15 protein-coding genes are annotated in these 16341 nt (G+C 72.9%); 4 read left to right on the forward strand and 11 right to left on the reverse strand.

Annotated features, from left to right (window positions below; translation table 11 throughout):
* Window positions 1-20: 20 nt before the first annotated feature.
* Entirely contained in the window at window positions 21-635 is a 615-nt protein-coding gene (locus tag FE374_RS11175) for a maleylpyruvate isomerase family mycothiol-dependent enzyme (RefSeq protein ID WP_139929092.1), read from the reverse strand.
* A 213-nt stretch (window positions 636-848) separates the two neighbouring features.
* On the opposite strand from FE374_RS11175, the gene FE374_RS11180 reads away from it, so the two are divergent.
* The 3 genes from FE374_RS11180 (at window position 849) to FE374_RS11190 (ending at window position 5086) form a co-directional block, all read left to right on the forward strand.
* Window positions 849-3197 (forward strand): ATP-binding protein, encoded by a 2349-nt coding sequence (locus tag FE374_RS11180; RefSeq protein WP_139929094.1) that lies wholly within the window; start codon window positions 849-851, stop codon window positions 3195-3197.
* A 105-nt stretch (window positions 3198-3302) separates the two neighbouring features.
* Window positions 3303-4256, forward strand: coding sequence for an ATP-binding cassette domain-containing protein (locus FE374_RS11185; RefSeq protein WP_139929096.1), 954 nt, complete (start codon window positions 3303-3305; stop codon window positions 4254-4256).
* A 71-nt stretch (window positions 4257-4327) separates the two neighbouring features.
* A complete protein-coding gene (locus FE374_RS11190; RefSeq protein WP_139929098.1) occupies window positions 4328-5086 on the forward strand; it encodes an ABC transporter permease in 759 nt (252 codons plus the stop codon).
* An 86-nt stretch (window positions 5087-5172) separates the two neighbouring features.
* Here the strand turns inward: FE374_RS11190 and FE374_RS11195 are convergent, their stop codons facing one another.
* The 5 genes from FE374_RS11195 to FE374_RS11215 all read right to left on the reverse strand — a co-directional run bounded on the left by FE374_RS11195 (window position 5173) and on the right by FE374_RS11215 (window position 9764).
* Window positions 5173-6012 carry an ABC transporter permease gene (locus tag FE374_RS11195; protein ID WP_139929100.1) on the reverse strand — a complete coding sequence of 280 codons (840 nt, stop codon included), beginning with the start codon at window positions 6010-6012 and terminating at the stop codon, window positions 5173-5175.
* Window positions 6009-6779, reverse strand: a complete 771-nt coding sequence (locus FE374_RS11200; RefSeq protein ID WP_139929102.1) for an ABC transporter ATP-binding protein — start codon at window positions 6777-6779, stop codon at window positions 6009-6011. Before FE374_RS11200 ends, FE374_RS11195 begins: the two co-directional genes overlap by 4 nt.
* Window positions 6776-7831, reverse strand: a complete 1056-nt coding sequence (locus FE374_RS11205) for an ABC transporter substrate-binding protein (protein WP_139929104.1) — start codon at window positions 7829-7831, stop codon at window positions 6776-6778. The genes FE374_RS11200 and FE374_RS11205 overlap by 4 nt, the downstream gene beginning before the upstream one ends.
* A 207-nt stretch (window positions 7832-8038) precedes the next feature.
* Complete coding sequence (locus tag FE374_RS11210) at window positions 8039-9157, reverse strand: XdhC family protein (protein ID WP_139929106.1); 1119 nt, start codon at window positions 9155-9157, stop codon at window positions 8039-8041.
* On the reverse strand, window positions 9150-9764 hold the full coding sequence (locus FE374_RS11215; RefSeq protein WP_139929109.1) for a nucleotidyltransferase family protein: 615 nt from the start codon (window positions 9762-9764) through the stop codon (window positions 9150-9152). Before FE374_RS11215 ends, FE374_RS11210 begins: the two co-directional genes overlap by 8 nt.
* 122 nt (window positions 9765-9886) lie before the next feature.
* Between FE374_RS11215 and moaA the strand changes: the two genes are divergently transcribed.
* Window positions 9887-10939 (forward strand): GTP 3',8-cyclase MoaA, encoded by a 1053-nt coding sequence (moaA, locus tag FE374_RS11220; protein ID WP_139929111.1) that lies wholly within the window; start codon window positions 9887-9889, stop codon window positions 10937-10939.
* 229 nt (window positions 10940-11168) lie between these two features.
* Here the strand turns inward: moaA and FE374_RS11225 are convergent, their stop codons facing one another.
* The 5 genes from FE374_RS11225 to FE374_RS11245 form a co-directional block, all read right to left on the reverse strand.
* Window positions 11169-12848 carry a phytoene desaturase family protein gene (locus tag FE374_RS11225; RefSeq protein ID WP_139929113.1) on the reverse strand — a complete coding sequence of 560 codons (1680 nt, stop codon included), beginning with the start codon at window positions 12846-12848 and terminating at the stop codon, window positions 11169-11171.
* Window positions 12849-12892: 44 nt separating this feature from the next.
* Window positions 12893-14617, reverse strand: a complete 1725-nt coding sequence (locus tag FE374_RS11230; RefSeq protein ID WP_223173519.1) for a flavin reductase — start codon at window positions 14615-14617, stop codon at window positions 12893-12895.
* 46 nt (window positions 14618-14663) lie between these two features.
* Window positions 14664-14870, reverse strand: a complete 207-nt coding sequence (locus FE374_RS11235; protein WP_139929115.1) for a tautomerase family protein — start codon at window positions 14868-14870, stop codon at window positions 14664-14666.
* Window positions 14871-15003: 133 nt separating this feature from the next.
* On the reverse strand, window positions 15004-15924 hold the full coding sequence (locus FE374_RS11240) for a fumarylacetoacetate hydrolase family protein (protein ID WP_139929117.1): 921 nt from the start codon (window positions 15922-15924) through the stop codon (window positions 15004-15006).
* Window positions 15921-16325, reverse strand: a complete 405-nt coding sequence (locus tag FE374_RS11245; RefSeq protein ID WP_139929119.1) for a RidA family protein — start codon at window positions 16323-16325, stop codon at window positions 15921-15923. Before FE374_RS11245 ends, FE374_RS11240 begins: the two co-directional genes overlap by 4 nt.
* Between the last annotated feature and the right edge of the window lie 16 nt (window positions 16326-16341).

Genomic DNA, 16341 nt, shown 5'->3' on the forward strand with positions numbered 1-16341 from the left:
GGCCCTGACGAACGACACGCTCAGGAGAAGGCGACAGCCCCGGGGCCGGCGAGATCCTCCGGGCCGGCGGGGCGCCCGGACACCGCCAGCAGCAAGGCGATGGTCGTACCGCGCACCTCCTCGCCTGTGCCCATGGTGAGGTCGGTGTCAGTGGCCACCAGGCGCAGGCCCTGGGCGCGTTCCTTGCCGCCGCCCATCTTCACGCTGGTGCTGACCTGGTAGCGCAGCGCGGTCGCTACATGGGCGGCCGGGTAGTCGTGGCGGACGCCCAGCGGGCGTCGGATGTCTTCTCCGTGCACGAACGCCTCCACCAGCCGGCTGGCGCGCGGCACCGGCGCGCTGGTCGTGCGACTGCATACTGTCTCAAACCGTTCCAGCGTGCGGGCGGGGTCTTCCGCGCGTTCCCGTTCGACGCCCTGGGCGTTGAGACGGTCGAAGTGGAAGCCGGCGGCGAGGAGGTCACGGACGAACCCCAGCCTGGTGGTCTTCGCGTCGTCGACCAGGTGGGCGAGGATGTCATGGACGTCCCACCCGGGACACAGGCTCGGTGTGGACCATTGTGACGCCGTCAACGCCCGGAGGTCGTCGATGAGCGCCGTGCGCTCGGCGTGGACCACGTGCCAGATGTCGTTCATCGGTCTCCTTGCTCCCCATCCCCTGCGGCCAGCCGCGCGCCCCGGGCGCGCTCGTGGTCCATCAAGGTGTAGCGCGACGCGGTCGCCTTCCCCGTCCGGACCGTAGTCGACAGCTGGACGACGCGGCCGCGGACGTGGGCCGGACGGCCGTCGTCGCCGCCGCGGAGCCAGCGGCACACCCGACCCGCCACGCGCCCGCCGCTACCCTGAGCCATGGACCGCGAGCGGTCACCCGCGACTGCCGGCCTGGCCGAGTCCTTCGGCGGCCGCCTCAAGCAGCTGCGCGAGGCCGCAGGCCTCAGCCAGGAGGAGCTGGCCGAGCGGGCCCGGATCTCCACCGACGCCGTCAGCGCTCTCGAACGCGGGACCCGGACGCGCCCGTACCCCAGCACAGTGCGGGCCCTGGCCGACGCGCTCGACCTCGGGCCCGAGGACCGCGCCGGGCTCCTCGCGTCCCTGCCGGCACGCGGTAGCCCGCGCGAGCCGGAGCCGGTGTCACCGCGCTCACGCCGCCGCGGCCCGCTCCCCCGCGCGGCCACTCCGCTGCTCGGCCGGGACGAGGCCGTCGAGGCCCTCGCAGCCCTCCTCACCGACCCGGGCCGGCCGCTGGTGACGCTGACCGGGCCGGGCGGGGTGGGCAAGTCCCGGCTCGCCGCGGCGGCCGCCGCCCATGTCGCCGCGCGGATGCCCGACGGCGTGGCCTGGGTGCCCCTTGCCCCGGTGATCGACGAGAGCCTCGTCCTGCCGGCGATCGGCCAGGCCGTCGGCGTGAGGGGGAGCGACGGCGAGGCCGACGTCCTGGCCGTGCTCGGGGAGCTGGAGCTGCTGCTCGTCGTCGACGACCTTGAGCACCTTCGGGGGGCACCGCTCGTCGTCACGGAGGTCCTGACCCAGTGCCCCGGCGTGAAGGTCCTGGCCACGAGCCGGGCACCGTTGCGGGTCCGCGGTGAGACCGAGTTCGCGGTGGCGCCCTTGCGCACCCCGGAGCCTACGGAGACCGACCCGGCCGCCGTCCTGGCGTCCCCGGCCGCCGCACTCCTCCTGGACCGCGGCCGCGCAGTGCGCCCGGGGCTGGTCATCCACGAGCGCGACGTGCCCGCCGTCGTCCAGCTCTGCCAGCGCCTCGCGGGCCTGCCGCTCGCACTGGAGCTGGCTGCCGTCGGGCTGCGCTCGCTGACGCCGCAGGAGCTGCTTGACCACCTCGAGGAGGTGCTCGACGCCGACGGGCCGGTGGACCTGCCCGCCCGGCAGCACTCCATGCGCGCCACCTTGGACTGGAGCTATGGGCTCCTCACGGACCGGGACCGCACCAGCCTGCGCCGTCTCACCGTCTTCACCGGTGGCCTCACCACGGCCGCCGCGCAAGCAGTGCTCGGCACCGCGGACGTCATCACCTCCATCGACCGCCTGGTGACGCAGTCCCTGCTCACCGCGCAGCCGTCGCCGGCGGGCGGGACCAGGTACGACCTGCTGGCCCCGGTCGCCCAGTACGCCCGGTCCCTGCTGACGGCCGCTGAGGACGACGACGCGCGCCTCGCGCACTGCCGGTACTTCCTCGACCTCGCCGAGCACGCCGACCTGCACCGTGGGCAGGGCCAGCTCGAGCGGCTACGGCGCCTGAGCGAGGAGGACGGCAACATCGCCGCCGCCGTCGACTGGGCCGTGCGCCACGACCACCACGACCTCGCCGCACGCTTCACGTGGGCGCTGTGGCGCTACTGGTGGCTGCGCGGGCAGGTGGTGCCGGCGCGCCGGCTCGTGGAGGAGATTCTCGCCGCGGAGCTGCCCGACGCCGAGCGCGCCCGGGCACTCGTGGCCGCCACCGCCCTGGCCGAGCCCGACGTCGGCACCGCCCTGGTCCGGGAACGCTGCCAGGCGGCCCTCACCCTGGCCCGGCGCGGCGACGACGCCGAGGCCGAGTCGGCCGCTTGCACCCGCCTCGGCCTCCTCGCCCTGGAGGAGAACGATCCCGCCGCCGCGGAGAGCCACTTCCGTCAGGGCATCGACGCCGGCCGGCGCACCGGCGGCGACGGGGCGTGGTTCGAGGCCGCGTGCCTGGTGTTCACCAGTGCGGCGCGGCGCCACCGGCACGACGACGCCGGCGCCGTCACGTCCGCCCGGACCGGCCTGGCGGCCGCGGAGCGGGAGGGAGACCGCACCCTGGTCGCCGTCGCCCTGTACAACCTCGCCCAGGCCGAGCACCTGCTGGACGACGACGCCGCGGCCCGGGCGCACCTCGAGACGGCGGTGGCCATCTCGCGCGGACTCGGTGACGCGGCGAACCTCTCCTACCTGCTGGACGCCGTGGCGGTGCTGGACTCGGCCGCCGGGGCGCACGAGCGCGCGGCCATCCTGCTCGGGGCGGCGGCCGCCCTGCGCCGCGCCATCGGCACGGCCGTCTACGGCTACTACGCCCCCGACCTGGCCGTGCGCGACGCCGCAGCGCTGGCTTCGCGCACCGCCCTCGGGCCGGAAGGCTTCGAGGCTGCCCGCGACGACGGCGCGCGGCTCGGTCTCGAGGCTGCCGCCGCCCTTGCCCTCGTGGGCCCCGGCGCACCCTGACGCCGGCAACTGTCCAGGTGGCGTCCGGGGGCTGTCGGTGCCGCGTCGGACGCGCGGGGCGCACCTTGGTGGAGTCCTGCTCCACCACCTGAAGGAAGCACCCTCATGATCGAGATCCGCGACCTGACGAAGGTCTACGGCAGCACCACCGCCGTCGACCATCTCACGGTCACCGTCCGGCCGGGCGTCGTCACCGGCTTCCTCGGCCCCAACGGGGCCGGCAAGTCCACCACCATGCGCGCCGTCCTCGGCCTGGACCGGCCCACCGCCGGCGAGGTGCTGGTGGCCGGCCGGCCGTTCGCCGAGCACCCCGACCCCATGCACACGCTCGGCGCCCTGCTGGACGCGGGCGCGGTCCACCCCGCCCGTACCGCTCACCGCCACCTCACCGCGCTCGCCCGCTCCAACGGCATCGGGCCGCGACGGGTCCAGGAGGTCATCGACCTGGTCGGGCTCGGCAACGTCGCGCACCGCAGGGCCGGCACCTTCTCGCTCGGCATGTCCCAGCGCCTCGGGATCGCCGCCGCCCTCCTCGGCGACCCGCCGGTGATCATGCTCGACGAACCGGTCAACGGCCTCGACCCCGACGGCATCCGGTGGATCCGGACGCTGCTGCGGTCCCTCGCCGCGGAGGGCCGGACCGTGTTCGTCTCCTCCCACCTCATGAGCGAGATGGCGCTGACCGCCGACCATCTCATCGTGCTCGGGCGTGGGCGTCTGATCGCCGACGTCCCCCTGGCGGACCTCACGAGCCCGCTCACCGCCGTCCGGGTGCGCACGCCCGACGGCGGCCGCCTTGCCGCGGCCCTCACCCGGCCCGGCGTCACCGTCACCCCCGCCGCCGCCGGCGCCGGCGCCGACGCCGACGCCGACGCCGACGCACTGACCGTCACCGGCGCGGGCGTGGACGCGATCGCCGCGGCCGCCCTCGCCGACGGCGTCCTCCTCACCGAGCTCACCCCGCTCCACGACTCCCTCGAGGACGCCTACCTCGCCCTCACCCGGGACGACGTCGAGTACTCCGCCCAGCCCGCCCCCATCTCGAAGGCCCTCCGATGACCACCGCCCTCTCCCCCACCCGTCCCACCCCATCCCTTCGGCCCGGGCCGTCTCGGGCCACGACGCGGCGCGTGGTCGCCTCCGAGCTGACCAAGCTCCGGCTGCGGTCCACCGTCGTGGCTATGACCGTCGCCGTGGTGCTTGTCGTGGCCGTCGGGGCCGCCATGGCCATCGGCGTGCTGGTCCAAGAGGTGCCCGCGGACGGCCTGGCCGACGCCCCGGTCGGTGCGCCCGCCACGGCGGCGCTGACCGGTGTGGAGGCAGCGGTCTACGCCGTCGCCGCCCTCGGGGTCATCGCCGTCACCGGCGAGTTCGCGAGCCGGTCCATCGCCACCACGTTCGCCGCAGTGCCGCGCCGGTCGCGGGTCGTCCTCGGCAAGGCCCTGGCCGTGGGGGTCCTGGTGCTGGCCGTCACGCTCCCCGCCATGCTCCTCACGTTCGCGGCGACCCAGGTGATCCTGGGCCGGGCCGGCATCGCGGTGTCGCTGGCGGACCCCGGGGTGCTGCGGGCCATGGTCGGTGCCGCCCTGTACCTGACCGTGGTGGCGGTGCTCGCCGGCGGCCTCGGCTGGTTGCTGCGCAGCACCGCCGGCGCCTACATGGTGCTGATCGGGGTGCTGGTGCTCGTGCCCGCGCTGGCGACCCTCCTGCCCGGGGACCTGGCCGCAGCCGTGCTGCCGTACCTGCCCAGCGCCGCGGGCACCGCGATGATGCAGCTGGAGGACACCGGCCAGCTGGCCCCGTGGGTCGGGTTCGGGGTGTTCGTGCTCTACGCGGTCGGCACGCTGGTCATCGCGGCCGCCGTCGTGCGGCGCCGGGACGTGCGCTGAGCACCTGCGCGAGGAGGAGGCGGGGCCCGAAACGGGCCCCGCCTCCTCCTCGCACCAGGCCGGAAACCGGCATCGCAGCGACTACGTCAGCGGTTCTCTTCCGCCCATGGCAGCAGGACCTTCTCGAGCCACACCAGCAGGTAGAACAGCACGATGCTGATGAGGGCAAGCAGGACGATGGCTGCGAAGGCGAGGGCTGTGTCCGCGCTGGCACCGGACTGCACGATGACGAAGCCCAGCCCGGAAGAGGCACCGACGAACTCGGCGATCACCGCGCCGATGACCGCCAGCGAGATGGCGTTCTTGAGGCCGACGAAAATCTGCGGCATCGCCCACCGGAACCGGATCTTGCGGAACTCCTGCAGGTTCGACGCGTCGAGCGAGCGCGAGAGCTCGACGAGCTCGGACGGGGTCGAGCGCAGGCCGGAGACGGTCGAGAGCACGATCGGGAAGAAGCACAGCAGGATGACCATGACGATCTTGGGCGTCTGGCCGAACCCCATCCACACCACGAGGATCGGGGCGATCGCCACCTTCGGCACCGAGTTCACGGCAAGCAGGAGCGGGTAGATCATGAGCTCGACCACGCGGAACCGGGCGATCGCCATCGCCACCGGGATGCCGATGAGGATGGACAGCACGAACCCGGCGAGGGTCTCACCCAGGGTCACCCACGTCTGCTGGAGCAGGTACGGGCCGAGCTCCACCAGCCTGCCGGTGACCACCTGCGGGCCTGGGACGAGGTACTCGGGGATCTCGAACAGCACGGTGGCGAGCCACCACAGCGCGGCGATGATGACGACGGCGAGGACCGGCAGTCCGACGGTCGCCAGGCGGGACGTGCCTGATTGCTTCGCCGGCCGCGTCCTGGCGCGTGCCGCAGCGTCGCGGCGGAGCCCCTTGTCCGGAGCGCTCACGGCGGTCATGCGGCAGCACCTTCCTTCTCCGGCATCAGCAGGTCGTGCAGCCGGGCGCTGACCCTGGTGACGTCCTCGGCGTGCGCGTTCTGGCCGAGCGTGCGCGGCCGGGGTATCTCGACGTCGACGATCTCGCGCAGCCGGCCCGGACGCGGGCTGAGGACCACGACACGGTCGGCCAGGAGGACCGCCTCGTCGATGGAGTGGGTGACGAACACGATCGTCGTGCTTTCCTCGGCCACGATGCGCTGGAGCTCGACCGAGAGCTCCTCGCGGGTGAGGGCGTCCAGCGCCGAGAACGGCTCGTCCATGAGCAGGACCTTCGGTCGCTGGATCAGCGAGCGGCACAGCGAGACGCGTTGCTGCATGCCACCGGAGAGCTCGTGCGGCAGCTTGTCCTCGAAGCCGGTCAGCCCGGTGAGCTCGAGAAGGTCGTGCGCCCGTGCGGTGTGGCTGGCGCGGTCGAGCTTGAGGATCTCCACCGGCAGCAAGATGTTGTCGAGCACCGAGCGCCACGGCAGCAGCGCCGGTCGCTGGAACATCACGCTGACGTCCCGGCGCGGCTTGACCACCGGCTCGCCCGCCACCCGGACCGTCCCGGAGGTGGGGGTGATGAGCCCGGAGATGATGCGCAGGAGGGTGGACTTCCCGCAGCCGGACCGGCCCACCAGCGTCACGAACTCGTTCGTGGCCACCTCGAGGTTGATGTTCTCCAGGGCGTGGACCGTGCCGGACCTCGTGGTGAAGACCTGTGAGACGGCGTCGATCGAGATCACTGCTGGCCGCCCGGCGCGAGGTCGAAGCTGACGAGGTCCTCGGGGGCGACGTCGCCCGTGAGGGCGGGAGCCATGATGTCGATGATCGCCTGGACGCGCTCGGCGTCGATCGTGCCGATCTCGACGCCGTCGCCCTCGACGTACGGCGCCATGAGGGTCACCTCGGCGGCTGCCACGTCCGGGTTCTGGGTGGGCTGGTACTTGCGGAGGATCTCCCCGGTCTCCTCGGGGTTGGCGATGGAGTACTCCAGCCCCTTCAGGAGCGCCTCGGTGAAGCGGCTGACCAGGTCGGGGTCGGACTCCGCCAGCTTCTGCGACGTCAGCAGCACGTTGCCGTACAGCTCGGGCAGGAGGTCACCATAGGGCAGGACGACGACGTCCTTGCCCTGGGCGGTCGAGGCGATGAGCGGCTCGCCCACGACGAACTGACCGATGGCGTCGACCTGGCCGCTGGCGAGCAGCTGCGGCAGGGCCGGCGGTGCGGCGGGGACGAACTCAACCTGCGCCGGGTCGATGCCCGCGGCGGCGGCGTACGTGGGGAAGATGACCTGGTTGGTCGAGCCGGGCTGGTCGCCGATCGTCTTGCCCTCGAGGTCGGTCGGCCCGGCGATGCCGTGGCCGTCGATCGAGATGATCGCCGCGAGGGACTTCTGGTGGATGACGCCGGTGGTGGTGACCGGGAGGCCCTCGTTGGCGACGGTGACGACGACCGTGGAGAAGTCGCCCGTGCCGAAGTCGGCACTGCCCGAGGCGATGAGCTTCATGACGTCGACCGTGCCGGTGCCCGGCTGGATCGTGACCTCGAGCCCGGCCTCCTCGAAGAAGCCCTTCTCCTGCGCGACGTAGGCGTAGGCGTCCCGACCGAAGGTGTTGAACGACGTCAGGTACGTGACCTCGGCGGTCTCCGCCGGGGCGTCGCCGGCCGTCTCGTTCGCGGCGGCCGACGTGGTCTCGGCCTCCGCCGGCTGTGTCGGGGTGGAGCCACCGCACGCGGTCAGGAGGAGGAGGCCGGCGAGGCCTGCAGCGACGCCGGTGGCACGTGAGCTGGTCATGGTGGTCCTGTCACTCGTTGCTGGGCAGGGCTGCTGCTGGCCGCCGAGAGGTTGGCGCCGACGCAGCGGTTCATCGGGCGTCCGTCTGGTGACGGCGGCGGTCAGCTGTGATCCGCCGACCGGCTGTGAGGCCAGTCACTCGATACCACCGACCCTGCCCGATATTTGATCAGATGTCAAAGACGTCCGAAACGGTCCAGCGGGCCCTCAGGACCGCGCGGTCACCACTGCCGGCTCGCGGTGGATCGGGGTGTCGACGTCACGAAGCGGACGCCCCGTGCCACCCCACCGCTGCGCAACGATCTCCGCGGCGATGGACACAGCCGTCTCCTCGGGGGTGTGCGCGCCGAGGTCCAGACCGATCGGCGAGCGCAGGCGCGCGAGCTGCTCCTGCGTGATGCCCTGCTCGAGCAGCTGGGCGTTGCGGTCGGCGTGGGTGCGCCGGCTGCCCATGACGCCGATGTACGCGGCGGGCCCGTTCAGCGCCTCCACCAGGAGCGGGATGTCGAACTTCGGGTCGTGGGTCAGCACGCAGAGCACGGTGCGCTCGTCCACGTCGATCGACTGCAGGTACTCGTGCGGCCACTGCACGACGATCTCGTCGACCTCCGGGAAGCGCGCCCGCGTGGCGAACACCGGCCGGGCGTCGCACACCGTGACGTGGTACCCGAGGAAGGACCCGATCCGGGCCACCGCGGCAGCGAAGTCGATCGCCCCGAACACGACCATCCGCGGTGCGGGGGCGAAGGACTCGACGAAGACCGACAGCTCGTCCATGCGCCGCTCCCCGTGGGTGCCCAGGTGCACCATCTGGTTGCGGCCGTGCTCGAGCAGGCCGCTGGCGACGTCCACGATCGCCGCGTCCAGCCGCTCGTCCCCCGTGCCACCCCTGGCCACGCCGTCGACAAGGAGCACGTGGCGGCCCATCAGGCCCCCCTCCTGCGCGGCGGCCACGGTCGCCAGCGCCGTCGGCCGTTTGGCGTCGACGGCAGCGACGAGGTCGGCCAGGTGGTCGGGTGCGGCGGGGTCGAGGCGCTGGACGAACAGCTCGATCGTCCCCCCGCACGTCAGGCCCACCTCGAACGCGTCGTCGTCGCTGACGCCGTACTTGACGCGCTGCGGTTCGCCGCTCTCCAGCACCTCCCGGCACACCTCGTAGACCGCGCCCTCGACGCATCCGCCCGAGACGCTGCCCACCGCCTCGCCGTCGGCGTTGACGGCCATGGCGGCGCCCGGCCCGCGCGGGGAGGACTTCCACGTGCGCACCACGGTGGCGACGGCGAACGGTGCGGTCCAGGACCGGATGCTCTCGAGGATGTCACGCACGGCGATCGTCTCCTGGCTCGGTGCCGGCCACGGGCCGGCGGGGGGTGTCGGTGTCGGTGCGGTGACCAGCGACGGTCACCGGCGGGGTGTCGATGTCCTGCCCGGTCGCCAGATCGGCGCACTCGACCGTCAGGTGCTCGTGGGCGCGGAGGTAGGGGCCGGCGCCGTCGGCGTCCGTCAGGGACGCGAGCAGGGGGGCCAGGTGCGCCTGCGGCAGGACGACGGGGTGGCCCGGACGGCCGTCGAAGACGGCCCGGGCCAGGCGGTCACCGGCCGCGGTGAGGACCCGGGCGACGACGTCCGCACCAACGTCGGGGCAGTCGACGACGTGGACGACCACCCGGCCCGCTTCCGGCCCGACGGCGGCCAGCCCGGTCCGCAGCGACGCACCGATCCCCCCCTCCCAGCCGGCGCAGTGGATCCCCTCGACCCCGGCGGGCAGGTCCGGCTCGGCGGCGCCGGTGACGACACGGACCGCGGGGCAGCCGCCGTCGTGCAGGGCCTGCACCGCGCGCTCGAGCCATCCCGGCACGAGGATCTTCGGCATGCCGTACCGGCGTCCGGCGCCCGCGGCGAGGACGAGCCCGACGGTGTCGGTGACGACCATGGGTCCCTCCTGCGGCGTTGGAACAGGGGCTGGGCGAGGCCCGGGGTTCGGGCTACGATGGCTGGATTCTTCGTAGGATTTGATCACATGTCAAGCACGTGCGTAGCAGAACGGAGGCCGGGATGACGACGCCCTTGGGTCTGCCTGCCTCCTTCCCGCCCGACCGGCTCGGCCGGCCCCTGCGTGACCTGCGCATCTCGGTCACCGACCGGTGCAACTTCCGGTGCGTGTACTGCATGCCGAAGGAGGTGTTCGGCCGGGACTACGCCTTCCTGCCGAGGGCCGAGATCCTCACGTTCGAGGAGATCACCCGGGTGGCGCGGGTGGCGGTGGCGCACGGGGTGGAGAAGCTGCGCCTGACCGGCGGGGAGCCGTTGCTGCGCCGCGGCATCGAGGAGCTGGTTGGGGCCCTCGCCGCGCTGCGCACCCCCGACGGCCGCCCGGTCGACATCGCCCTGACCACCAACGGCTCCGCGCTCCCGGTCAAGGCGCGCGCCCTCAAGGACGCCGGCCTCACGCGGGTCAGCGTGTCGCTGGACTCCCTCGACCCCGACCGGTTCGCGGCGATGAACGACGTCGGCTTCCCGGTGGACCGGGTACTGCGCGGCATCGAGGCCGCGCAGGAGGCCGGGCTCGGCCCGGTCAAGGTCAACATGGTGGTCAAGCGCGGCACCAACGACGCCGACATCGTGCCCATGGCCCGGCACTTCCAGGGCACCGGGGTGGTCGTGCGGTACATCGAGTTCATGGACGTCGGCGCGACGAACGGCTGGCGGATGGAGGAGGTGCTGCCCTCGTCGGAGGTCGTTGCCCGCATCGACGCCGAGCTGCCCCTCGAGCCCGTCGACCCCGCCTACCGTGGCGAGACGGCCGCGCGGTGGCGCTACCGCGACGGGTCCGGCGAGGTCGGCGTCATCTCCTCGGTGACCGGCGCATTCTGCGGCACCTGCACCCGCGCCCGGCTCTCCACCGACGGCAAGCTCTTCACCTGTCTCTTCGCCGCCGACGGGTTCGACCTGCGGGCCCTGCTGCGTGACCCGACCAAGGACGACGGCGACCTCGTCACCGCGCTGGGCGGGATCTGGGGGGCTCGCGGCGACCGCTACTCGGAGCTGCGCGCCGGCCTGGGCGCGCGGCGCGCCAAGCGCATCGAGATGTCCTACATCGGCGGCTGAGCCACCCTCCCCGCAGGCGAACTAGCCCTTGTCGGCCAGCCGACCACTAGCGGCGAGATGTCATCTCCTCCGCGAGATGTACCTCGTCGGCGAGATGTTGTCTTCTCCGCCGATGCCCCTTTCGCCGTGCGTCTAAGGCGTCGATGAAATCTCGCGGAGAAGTTGACATCTGGCGGAGGAGATGACGTCTCGCGGAGAAGATGACATCTCGCGGGAACTTGGGTGAGGGTTAGCGGCGGCGTCTGGCGGCGACGGTGTCTGCGGCCTGCCGTACACCGCGCGCCACCGCTTTTGCGCCCGCCTTCACGCCGCCGGCCAGCCGCTCGCCGGCCGGTGGCGTCAGGAGCAGCTGGGCGCACAGGTACCCCGAGAGCGCGTTCGTGCCGGCCCCGGGCCAGGTCGACGCACCCACCAGATACAGCCCGGGTACCGCGGTCGTGTACCCCGACGCACCGAGCCACGGCCGGAAGAGGAAGTTCTGCGCCACGTGGTGGCTGCCGGCCACGGAGTCCCCGCCGACGAGGTTGGGGTTGGACCGCTGGAGGTCCAGCGGGGAGAGCACGGTGCGGGCGCGCACGAGGGCGCCGAGCCCGGGCGCGTACTCCTCGAGCTTGGCGAGCACCCGGTCGGCCATCGCCTCCTTGGCCTCGTCCCAGTCCCGCGCGGTGATCTCCCCGCGCGCGTCGCCGCGGATCTGCGAGGGCAGGCTGCGTACCTGGACCCAGACCACCTGCCGGCCGTCGGGGCTGCGGCTGGGGTCGACCTGGCTGGTCTGGCCGACCACCAGCAGCGGGCTGTCCGGGAGGAGCCCGGCGACGGACTGGGCGTACGTCAGGGACAGGTCGTCCACGTACGGGCCGACGTGCACGTACGCGAACGACGCGAGGTCGGGGTCCCCGGCCCACGGCACGGGGCCGTCCAGGGCGAGGTGGACCATCATCGTGCCCGGGCCGTACCGGAACCGTTCGGCCTGCTCCCGGTCCGCGGCCGGCACGACGCCGTCGTCGCTCAGGAGCTCGCCGTACAGCTGGGTGGGGGTGGTGCCGGCGACCACGGCGCGACGCGCGCGCAGCTCCTCCCCGCCTTCGAGCCGGACGCCGGTGGCGCGAGCCGCCGAGGTGAGGACCCGCTCCACCCTGGCCCCGGTGCGCACCTCTCCGCCGGCCTCGGCGATCAGCGCGGCCAGCGCCCGCGGCAGGGTGGAGATCCCACCCTCGGCGACGGCGATCCCGGCCTCCATGTCCCCGAAGGTCTCCACGAACGGGAACATCGCCCCGAACGACACATCGGGGCCGTAGTCCAGGTGCATGCCCCAGGCGGCCAGGAGCGCCTTGGCCTCGGGGGTGCCGAACCAGCGCTCACCCAGCTCCCGGGTGGAGCAGGCGAGGATCTGGGCCAGCTGCAGCGCCCGGCGCGGGCCGGTGCGGCGCACGCCGCGGGTGAGCGCCCCCAGCGCCGCGGCGCTGGGCAGCCGCGTGCCGTAGATCGGCATGAGGGTGGCCATGAACTCGTGCTGGAGCTCGCGCAGGCGGCGCCAGCCGTCGAGGTCGGCCGCGGAGTGCTCGCCGAGCAGCCGCTCGGTCTTCTCGGCGTCCTGGTAGACCCGCAGGCTGGTGCCGCCGGGGAAGACGCTGGCGTAGGGCCGGTCGCTGACCACGGGGCGGAACCCTGTGCGGGCGAGCTCGTCGGCCAGCTCGGCGTAGACGGGGCTGGCCAGGAACAGGTTGAGGTTGGTGGCGTACAGGTCGTGCACCAGCCCCGCCTCGGTCGCCTCGCCACTACGGGTGGCGCCGCCGACGTCGTCGTTGCCCTCCAAGACCACCACGTCCCAACCCGCGCGGGCGAGGTACAAGGCGGTGACCAGACCGTTGTGGCCGGAACCGATGACAACGGCATCGACTGTGCTCATGGGTGAGGCTCCTCGGGAAGTCACGACGCAGATGGGTGGGCCGCTCAGCCCTCGGGCCGGGGCCGGGTGGCGTGGAAGCGGCCGTTGTGGAACAGCAGCGGCTCGCCGCCGGTCCGGTCGTACTGCTCGACCTCGCCGACGTAGATGAGGTGGTCGCCGCCGTCGTGGCGGGCGACGAGGCGGCACTGGAAGGAGGCGACCGCGTCGCGGAGCACCGGCGCGCCGCCGACTCCCTCGACGACGTCGACGCCCTTGAACTTCTCCTCCGACCCGGACACGGAGAACTGCCGGGACAGGTGGTACTGGGAGTCCGCGAGCACGTTGATCGCGAAGTGCGTGGCGCTCTCGAACGCGGGCAGGCTGGTGGCGCGCTTGCTCGGGCACCACAGGACCAGCGGCGGGTCGATCGAGACCGAGGTGAAGGAGTTCGCGGTCAGCCCGTGGTAAGTGCCGACGTCGTCCTTGGTGGTGATGACGGTGACGCCGGTGGCGTACTGCCCCAGCGCGGCGCGGAAGTCCCGGGCGTCGAACTCGCCGCGGGCCTCGGCGGCGCCCTGGGCGACCAGCTCGGCGGCACTCGCCTCGTCGAACCACCAGCGGTAGCTGGTGCGGGGGTCCTCGAGGCTGCCGGCGACGGCCTGGGCCACGCCGGGGATGTCAGCCGCGGTGCGCAGGAGCCGGCGCTGGGTCTCGGTGATGCCGTCGAGCATGGAGTTGGTCCACAGCACCGACCACTTCGACCAGCCCCGCCAGAACGCCTCGAAGGTCTTCTTCTTCCAGGCGTCGTCGAAGGGCCGGGCGCCGCGGCGCAGGATGGCGTCGAGGTAGAAGTCCGCGGCGAGGGAGGCGTTGTTCGACGGCTGGGAGGCGATGGGGTCGGTGGCGACGACGGCGGTGCCCAGTCCCAGCACCGCGCGGCCGGAGGGCAGGTACCCCACCGGCCGCCGCACGGCCGGGGTGACCTGACCGTGGGCCACCGCGGTGGCGTCGACGAGCCGGGCGCCGGCGAACCGCGCGGCCTCGGCGGGGAAGTGTGCGGCGAGGAGCTCCTGGGTGACGGCGAGGTGGTCCTCGGGGCCGCCGATGGCGTCGAGGGCACGGCCCATGGCGGTGCCGGGGCGTCCCTCGAACATCATCACCTGGGCGACGCCGTCGGCCGTGAGCATGGGGTAGGTGATGAACTCCCCGACGTCGGGGTTGATCGCCAGTCGCAGGGCGTGGCCGGCGGGGTCCGGGACGACCCCCGTGACCAGTGCCATCGCGAGCACTCGCTGCGGGGCGGCGAAGGGGCTGCGGCTGCGGTCCACCGGGAAGGCGGAGCCCACCTCGCCCTTGCCGGTCGCGACGATGACCAGGTCGTGGGAGGAGGCCAGCTCCTCGGTCGCGGCGAGCGACATCGACTCCAGGCGCAGGTCCCCGCCCCGGGAGGCGAAGAGCTCGAGCCAGGTGGCGTACTTCAGCCGCAGGTCGACCGACCGGGCCGGGGAGTCGAACGCGGTGCGCCAGCTGGTGCCCTCCTCCCCCTCGAGGGTCAGGGCGAGGTCGGTGATGGCGGGGGCCTCGTCCTCCCAGGTCGGCAGGTCGGAGTTGTCCTCCACCTCCAGCGCGGGGGCGAACAGGCACTGGCTGGCCATGACGTTGCCCGAACGGATCTCGTCCGGGCTCCGGTCGGTGACGAGGGACACCTGGTAGCCGTGGTGCTGCAGGCCGAGCGCGAGCTGGATCCCCGCCTGTCCCGCACCGACGATCGCGACCTGCCGTCCGGTCACCACCTGAGGCCGACGCGTCACCGGTCCGGGCCGGTACGCGAGGGTCTCAGTGCGCGTTGCCGGCACTTTGGCGCTCCGCCAGCGTCTCGCCGGCGATCATGAGCTCGTCGGCGGGGACCTCCACGATCCACGCCCGCACCGCCGCCAGCGGGGTGCCGGTGGTCTCGTGGGCGGCCTGGGAGATGGCGGCCAGCAGCTCACGCTTCTGCTCGGTGGTGCGTCCGGCGCCCATGGTGATCTGGATGAGTGGCACGGTGCGGTCTCCTTCGGTGGTGGTGTGCGCGGAAGGCGGGTCCGGCGGGCGGTCGCCCAGGTGGGCGACCGCCCGCCGGTGCCGACGCTGCGGGGTCCGACGTCGCGGGTCGACGTCGCGGGTGACGTCGCGGTCAGACCCGACTGGCGACGTCGGACGTGACGTAGCTGGTCAGGTCGGCGGTACGCACGGTGTTGCGCAGCTGGCCCAGTCCGCTCCCGGCGGTGACGACGACGTCGCCCTCCCCCAGGAAGATCTGCGGCTCACGGGCGTTGCCGATACCGGCCGGCGTGCCCGTCAGGATGACGTCCCCGGCCCGCAGGGTCATGCCGCGGCTGAGCTCGGCGATGATCCGCTCGAAGCGGAACGCCACCTGCGCCGTCGAGGCGTCCTGCAGCACCTGCCCGTTGAGCTCGCAGGAGAGCTGGATGCCGTAGGGGTCTGCGACGTCGTCGGGTGTGGTGAGCCACGGGCCGAACGGCATGGAGCCGTCGATGCTCTTGCCCTTGAGCCACTGCCCGCCGTGGGCGCGCTGGAGGTCTCGCTGGGAGACGTCGTTGGCCAGGGCGAACCCGAACACGTGCTCCATGGCGCGGTCCTCGGGGATGGAGCGGCCGTCCTTGCCGATGACGATGGCGACCTCCGCCTCGTAGTCCCACTTCGCGCTCAGCTCCGGGTCGAACGCGATGTCGTCGTACGGGCCCACCACGGCCTGCGGGCCCTTGGTGAAGAAGGTGGGGTGCAGGGGCCGCCCCTCGGGTTCCTGTCCCTCCCGCTTGCCCTTCGACTCCTCGAAGTGGTCCCAGTAGTTCCACCCCGTGCACAGCACGTCGCGGTTGAACCGGGCCAGCGGTGCGGCGAGGTCGACCTCGGCCAGCGGGCGCACGTCGCCCGATGCCACGCGGGCGGCGACGGCCTCGAGCGCCGGGGCGCCGCCGCGGACGACGTCGTCGAGCGTGCCGGCGTCGGCGGGCAGGACGGTGACCGTGCCCGCACCGGCGTCGACGACGCCGATGCGGACCCCGTCACCGGTGCGGACGGAGGCGAACCTCACTCCTGGTCCCCGACGACCGCGATGGCGTTGATCTCGATGAGGTAGTCCTTGTTCACGAACTTGGAGACCTCCACCATCGTCGAGGCGGGCGCGACGCCGGTGAAGTACTGCACGCGCACCTCGTGGATGGCCTTGAAGTCCTCCATGTTGCGCACGTAGACGTCCACCCGGGCGATGTCGTCCATGGTGCCGCCGGCCGCCTCGACGGCGGAGCGCAGGTTCTGGCAGACCTGGTGCGTCTGGGCCTTGACGTCTCCGACGCCGGTGACGCCACCCTCGGCGTTCCGGGCCGTCATGCCGGAGATGAAGACCAGCCGTCCGGCGGCGCGCGCCGCGGTGGCCTGGGCGAAGTGTCCGTTGGGGACCGCGAGCTCGTCGCTGCGGATCTCGACCTTGGGCATTGTGTTCTCCTTCTTC

The sequence above is a fragment of the Georgenia yuyongxinii genome, from assembly GCF_006352065.1.
Taxonomy (GTDB): Bacteria; Actinomycetota; Actinomycetes; order Actinomycetales; family Actinomycetaceae; genus Georgenia; species Georgenia yuyongxinii.

Bases quoted from the DNA above. Each gene is read 5' to 3' on its own strand.
- FE374_RS11205 (WP_139929104.1), bottom strand. From the start codon at position 7,831: ATGACCAGCTCACGTGCCACCGGCGTCGCTGCAGGCCTCGCCGGCCTC.
- FE374_RS11180 (WP_139929094.1), top strand. From the start codon at position 849: ATGGACCGCGAGCGGTCACCCGCGACTGCCGGCCTGGCCGAGTCCTTC.
- FE374_RS11215 (WP_139929109.1), bottom strand. From the start codon at position 9,764: ATGGTCGTCACCGACACCGTCGGGCTCGTCCTCGCCGCGGGCGCCGGA.
- FE374_RS11225 (WP_139929113.1), bottom strand. From the start codon at position 12,848: ATGAGCACAGTCGATGCCGTTGTCATCGGTTCCGGCCACAACGGTCTG.
- FE374_RS11175 (WP_139929092.1), bottom strand. From the start codon at position 635: ATGAACGACATCTGGCACGTGGTCCACGCCGAGCGCACGGCGCTCATC.
- FE374_RS11195 (WP_139929100.1), bottom strand. From the start codon at position 6,012: ATGACCGCCGTGAGCGCTCCGGACAAGGGGCTCCGCCGCGACGCTGCG.
- FE374_RS11185 (WP_139929096.1), top strand. From the start codon at position 3,303: ATGATCGAGATCCGCGACCTGACGAAGGTCTACGGCAGCACCACCGCC.
- moaA (WP_139929111.1), top strand. From the start codon at position 9,887: ATGACGACGCCCTTGGGTCTGCCTGCCTCCTTCCCGCCCGACCGGCTC.
- FE374_RS11245 (WP_139929119.1), bottom strand. From the start codon at position 16,325: ATGCCCAAGGTCGAGATCCGCAGCGACGAGCTCGCGGTCCCCAACGGA.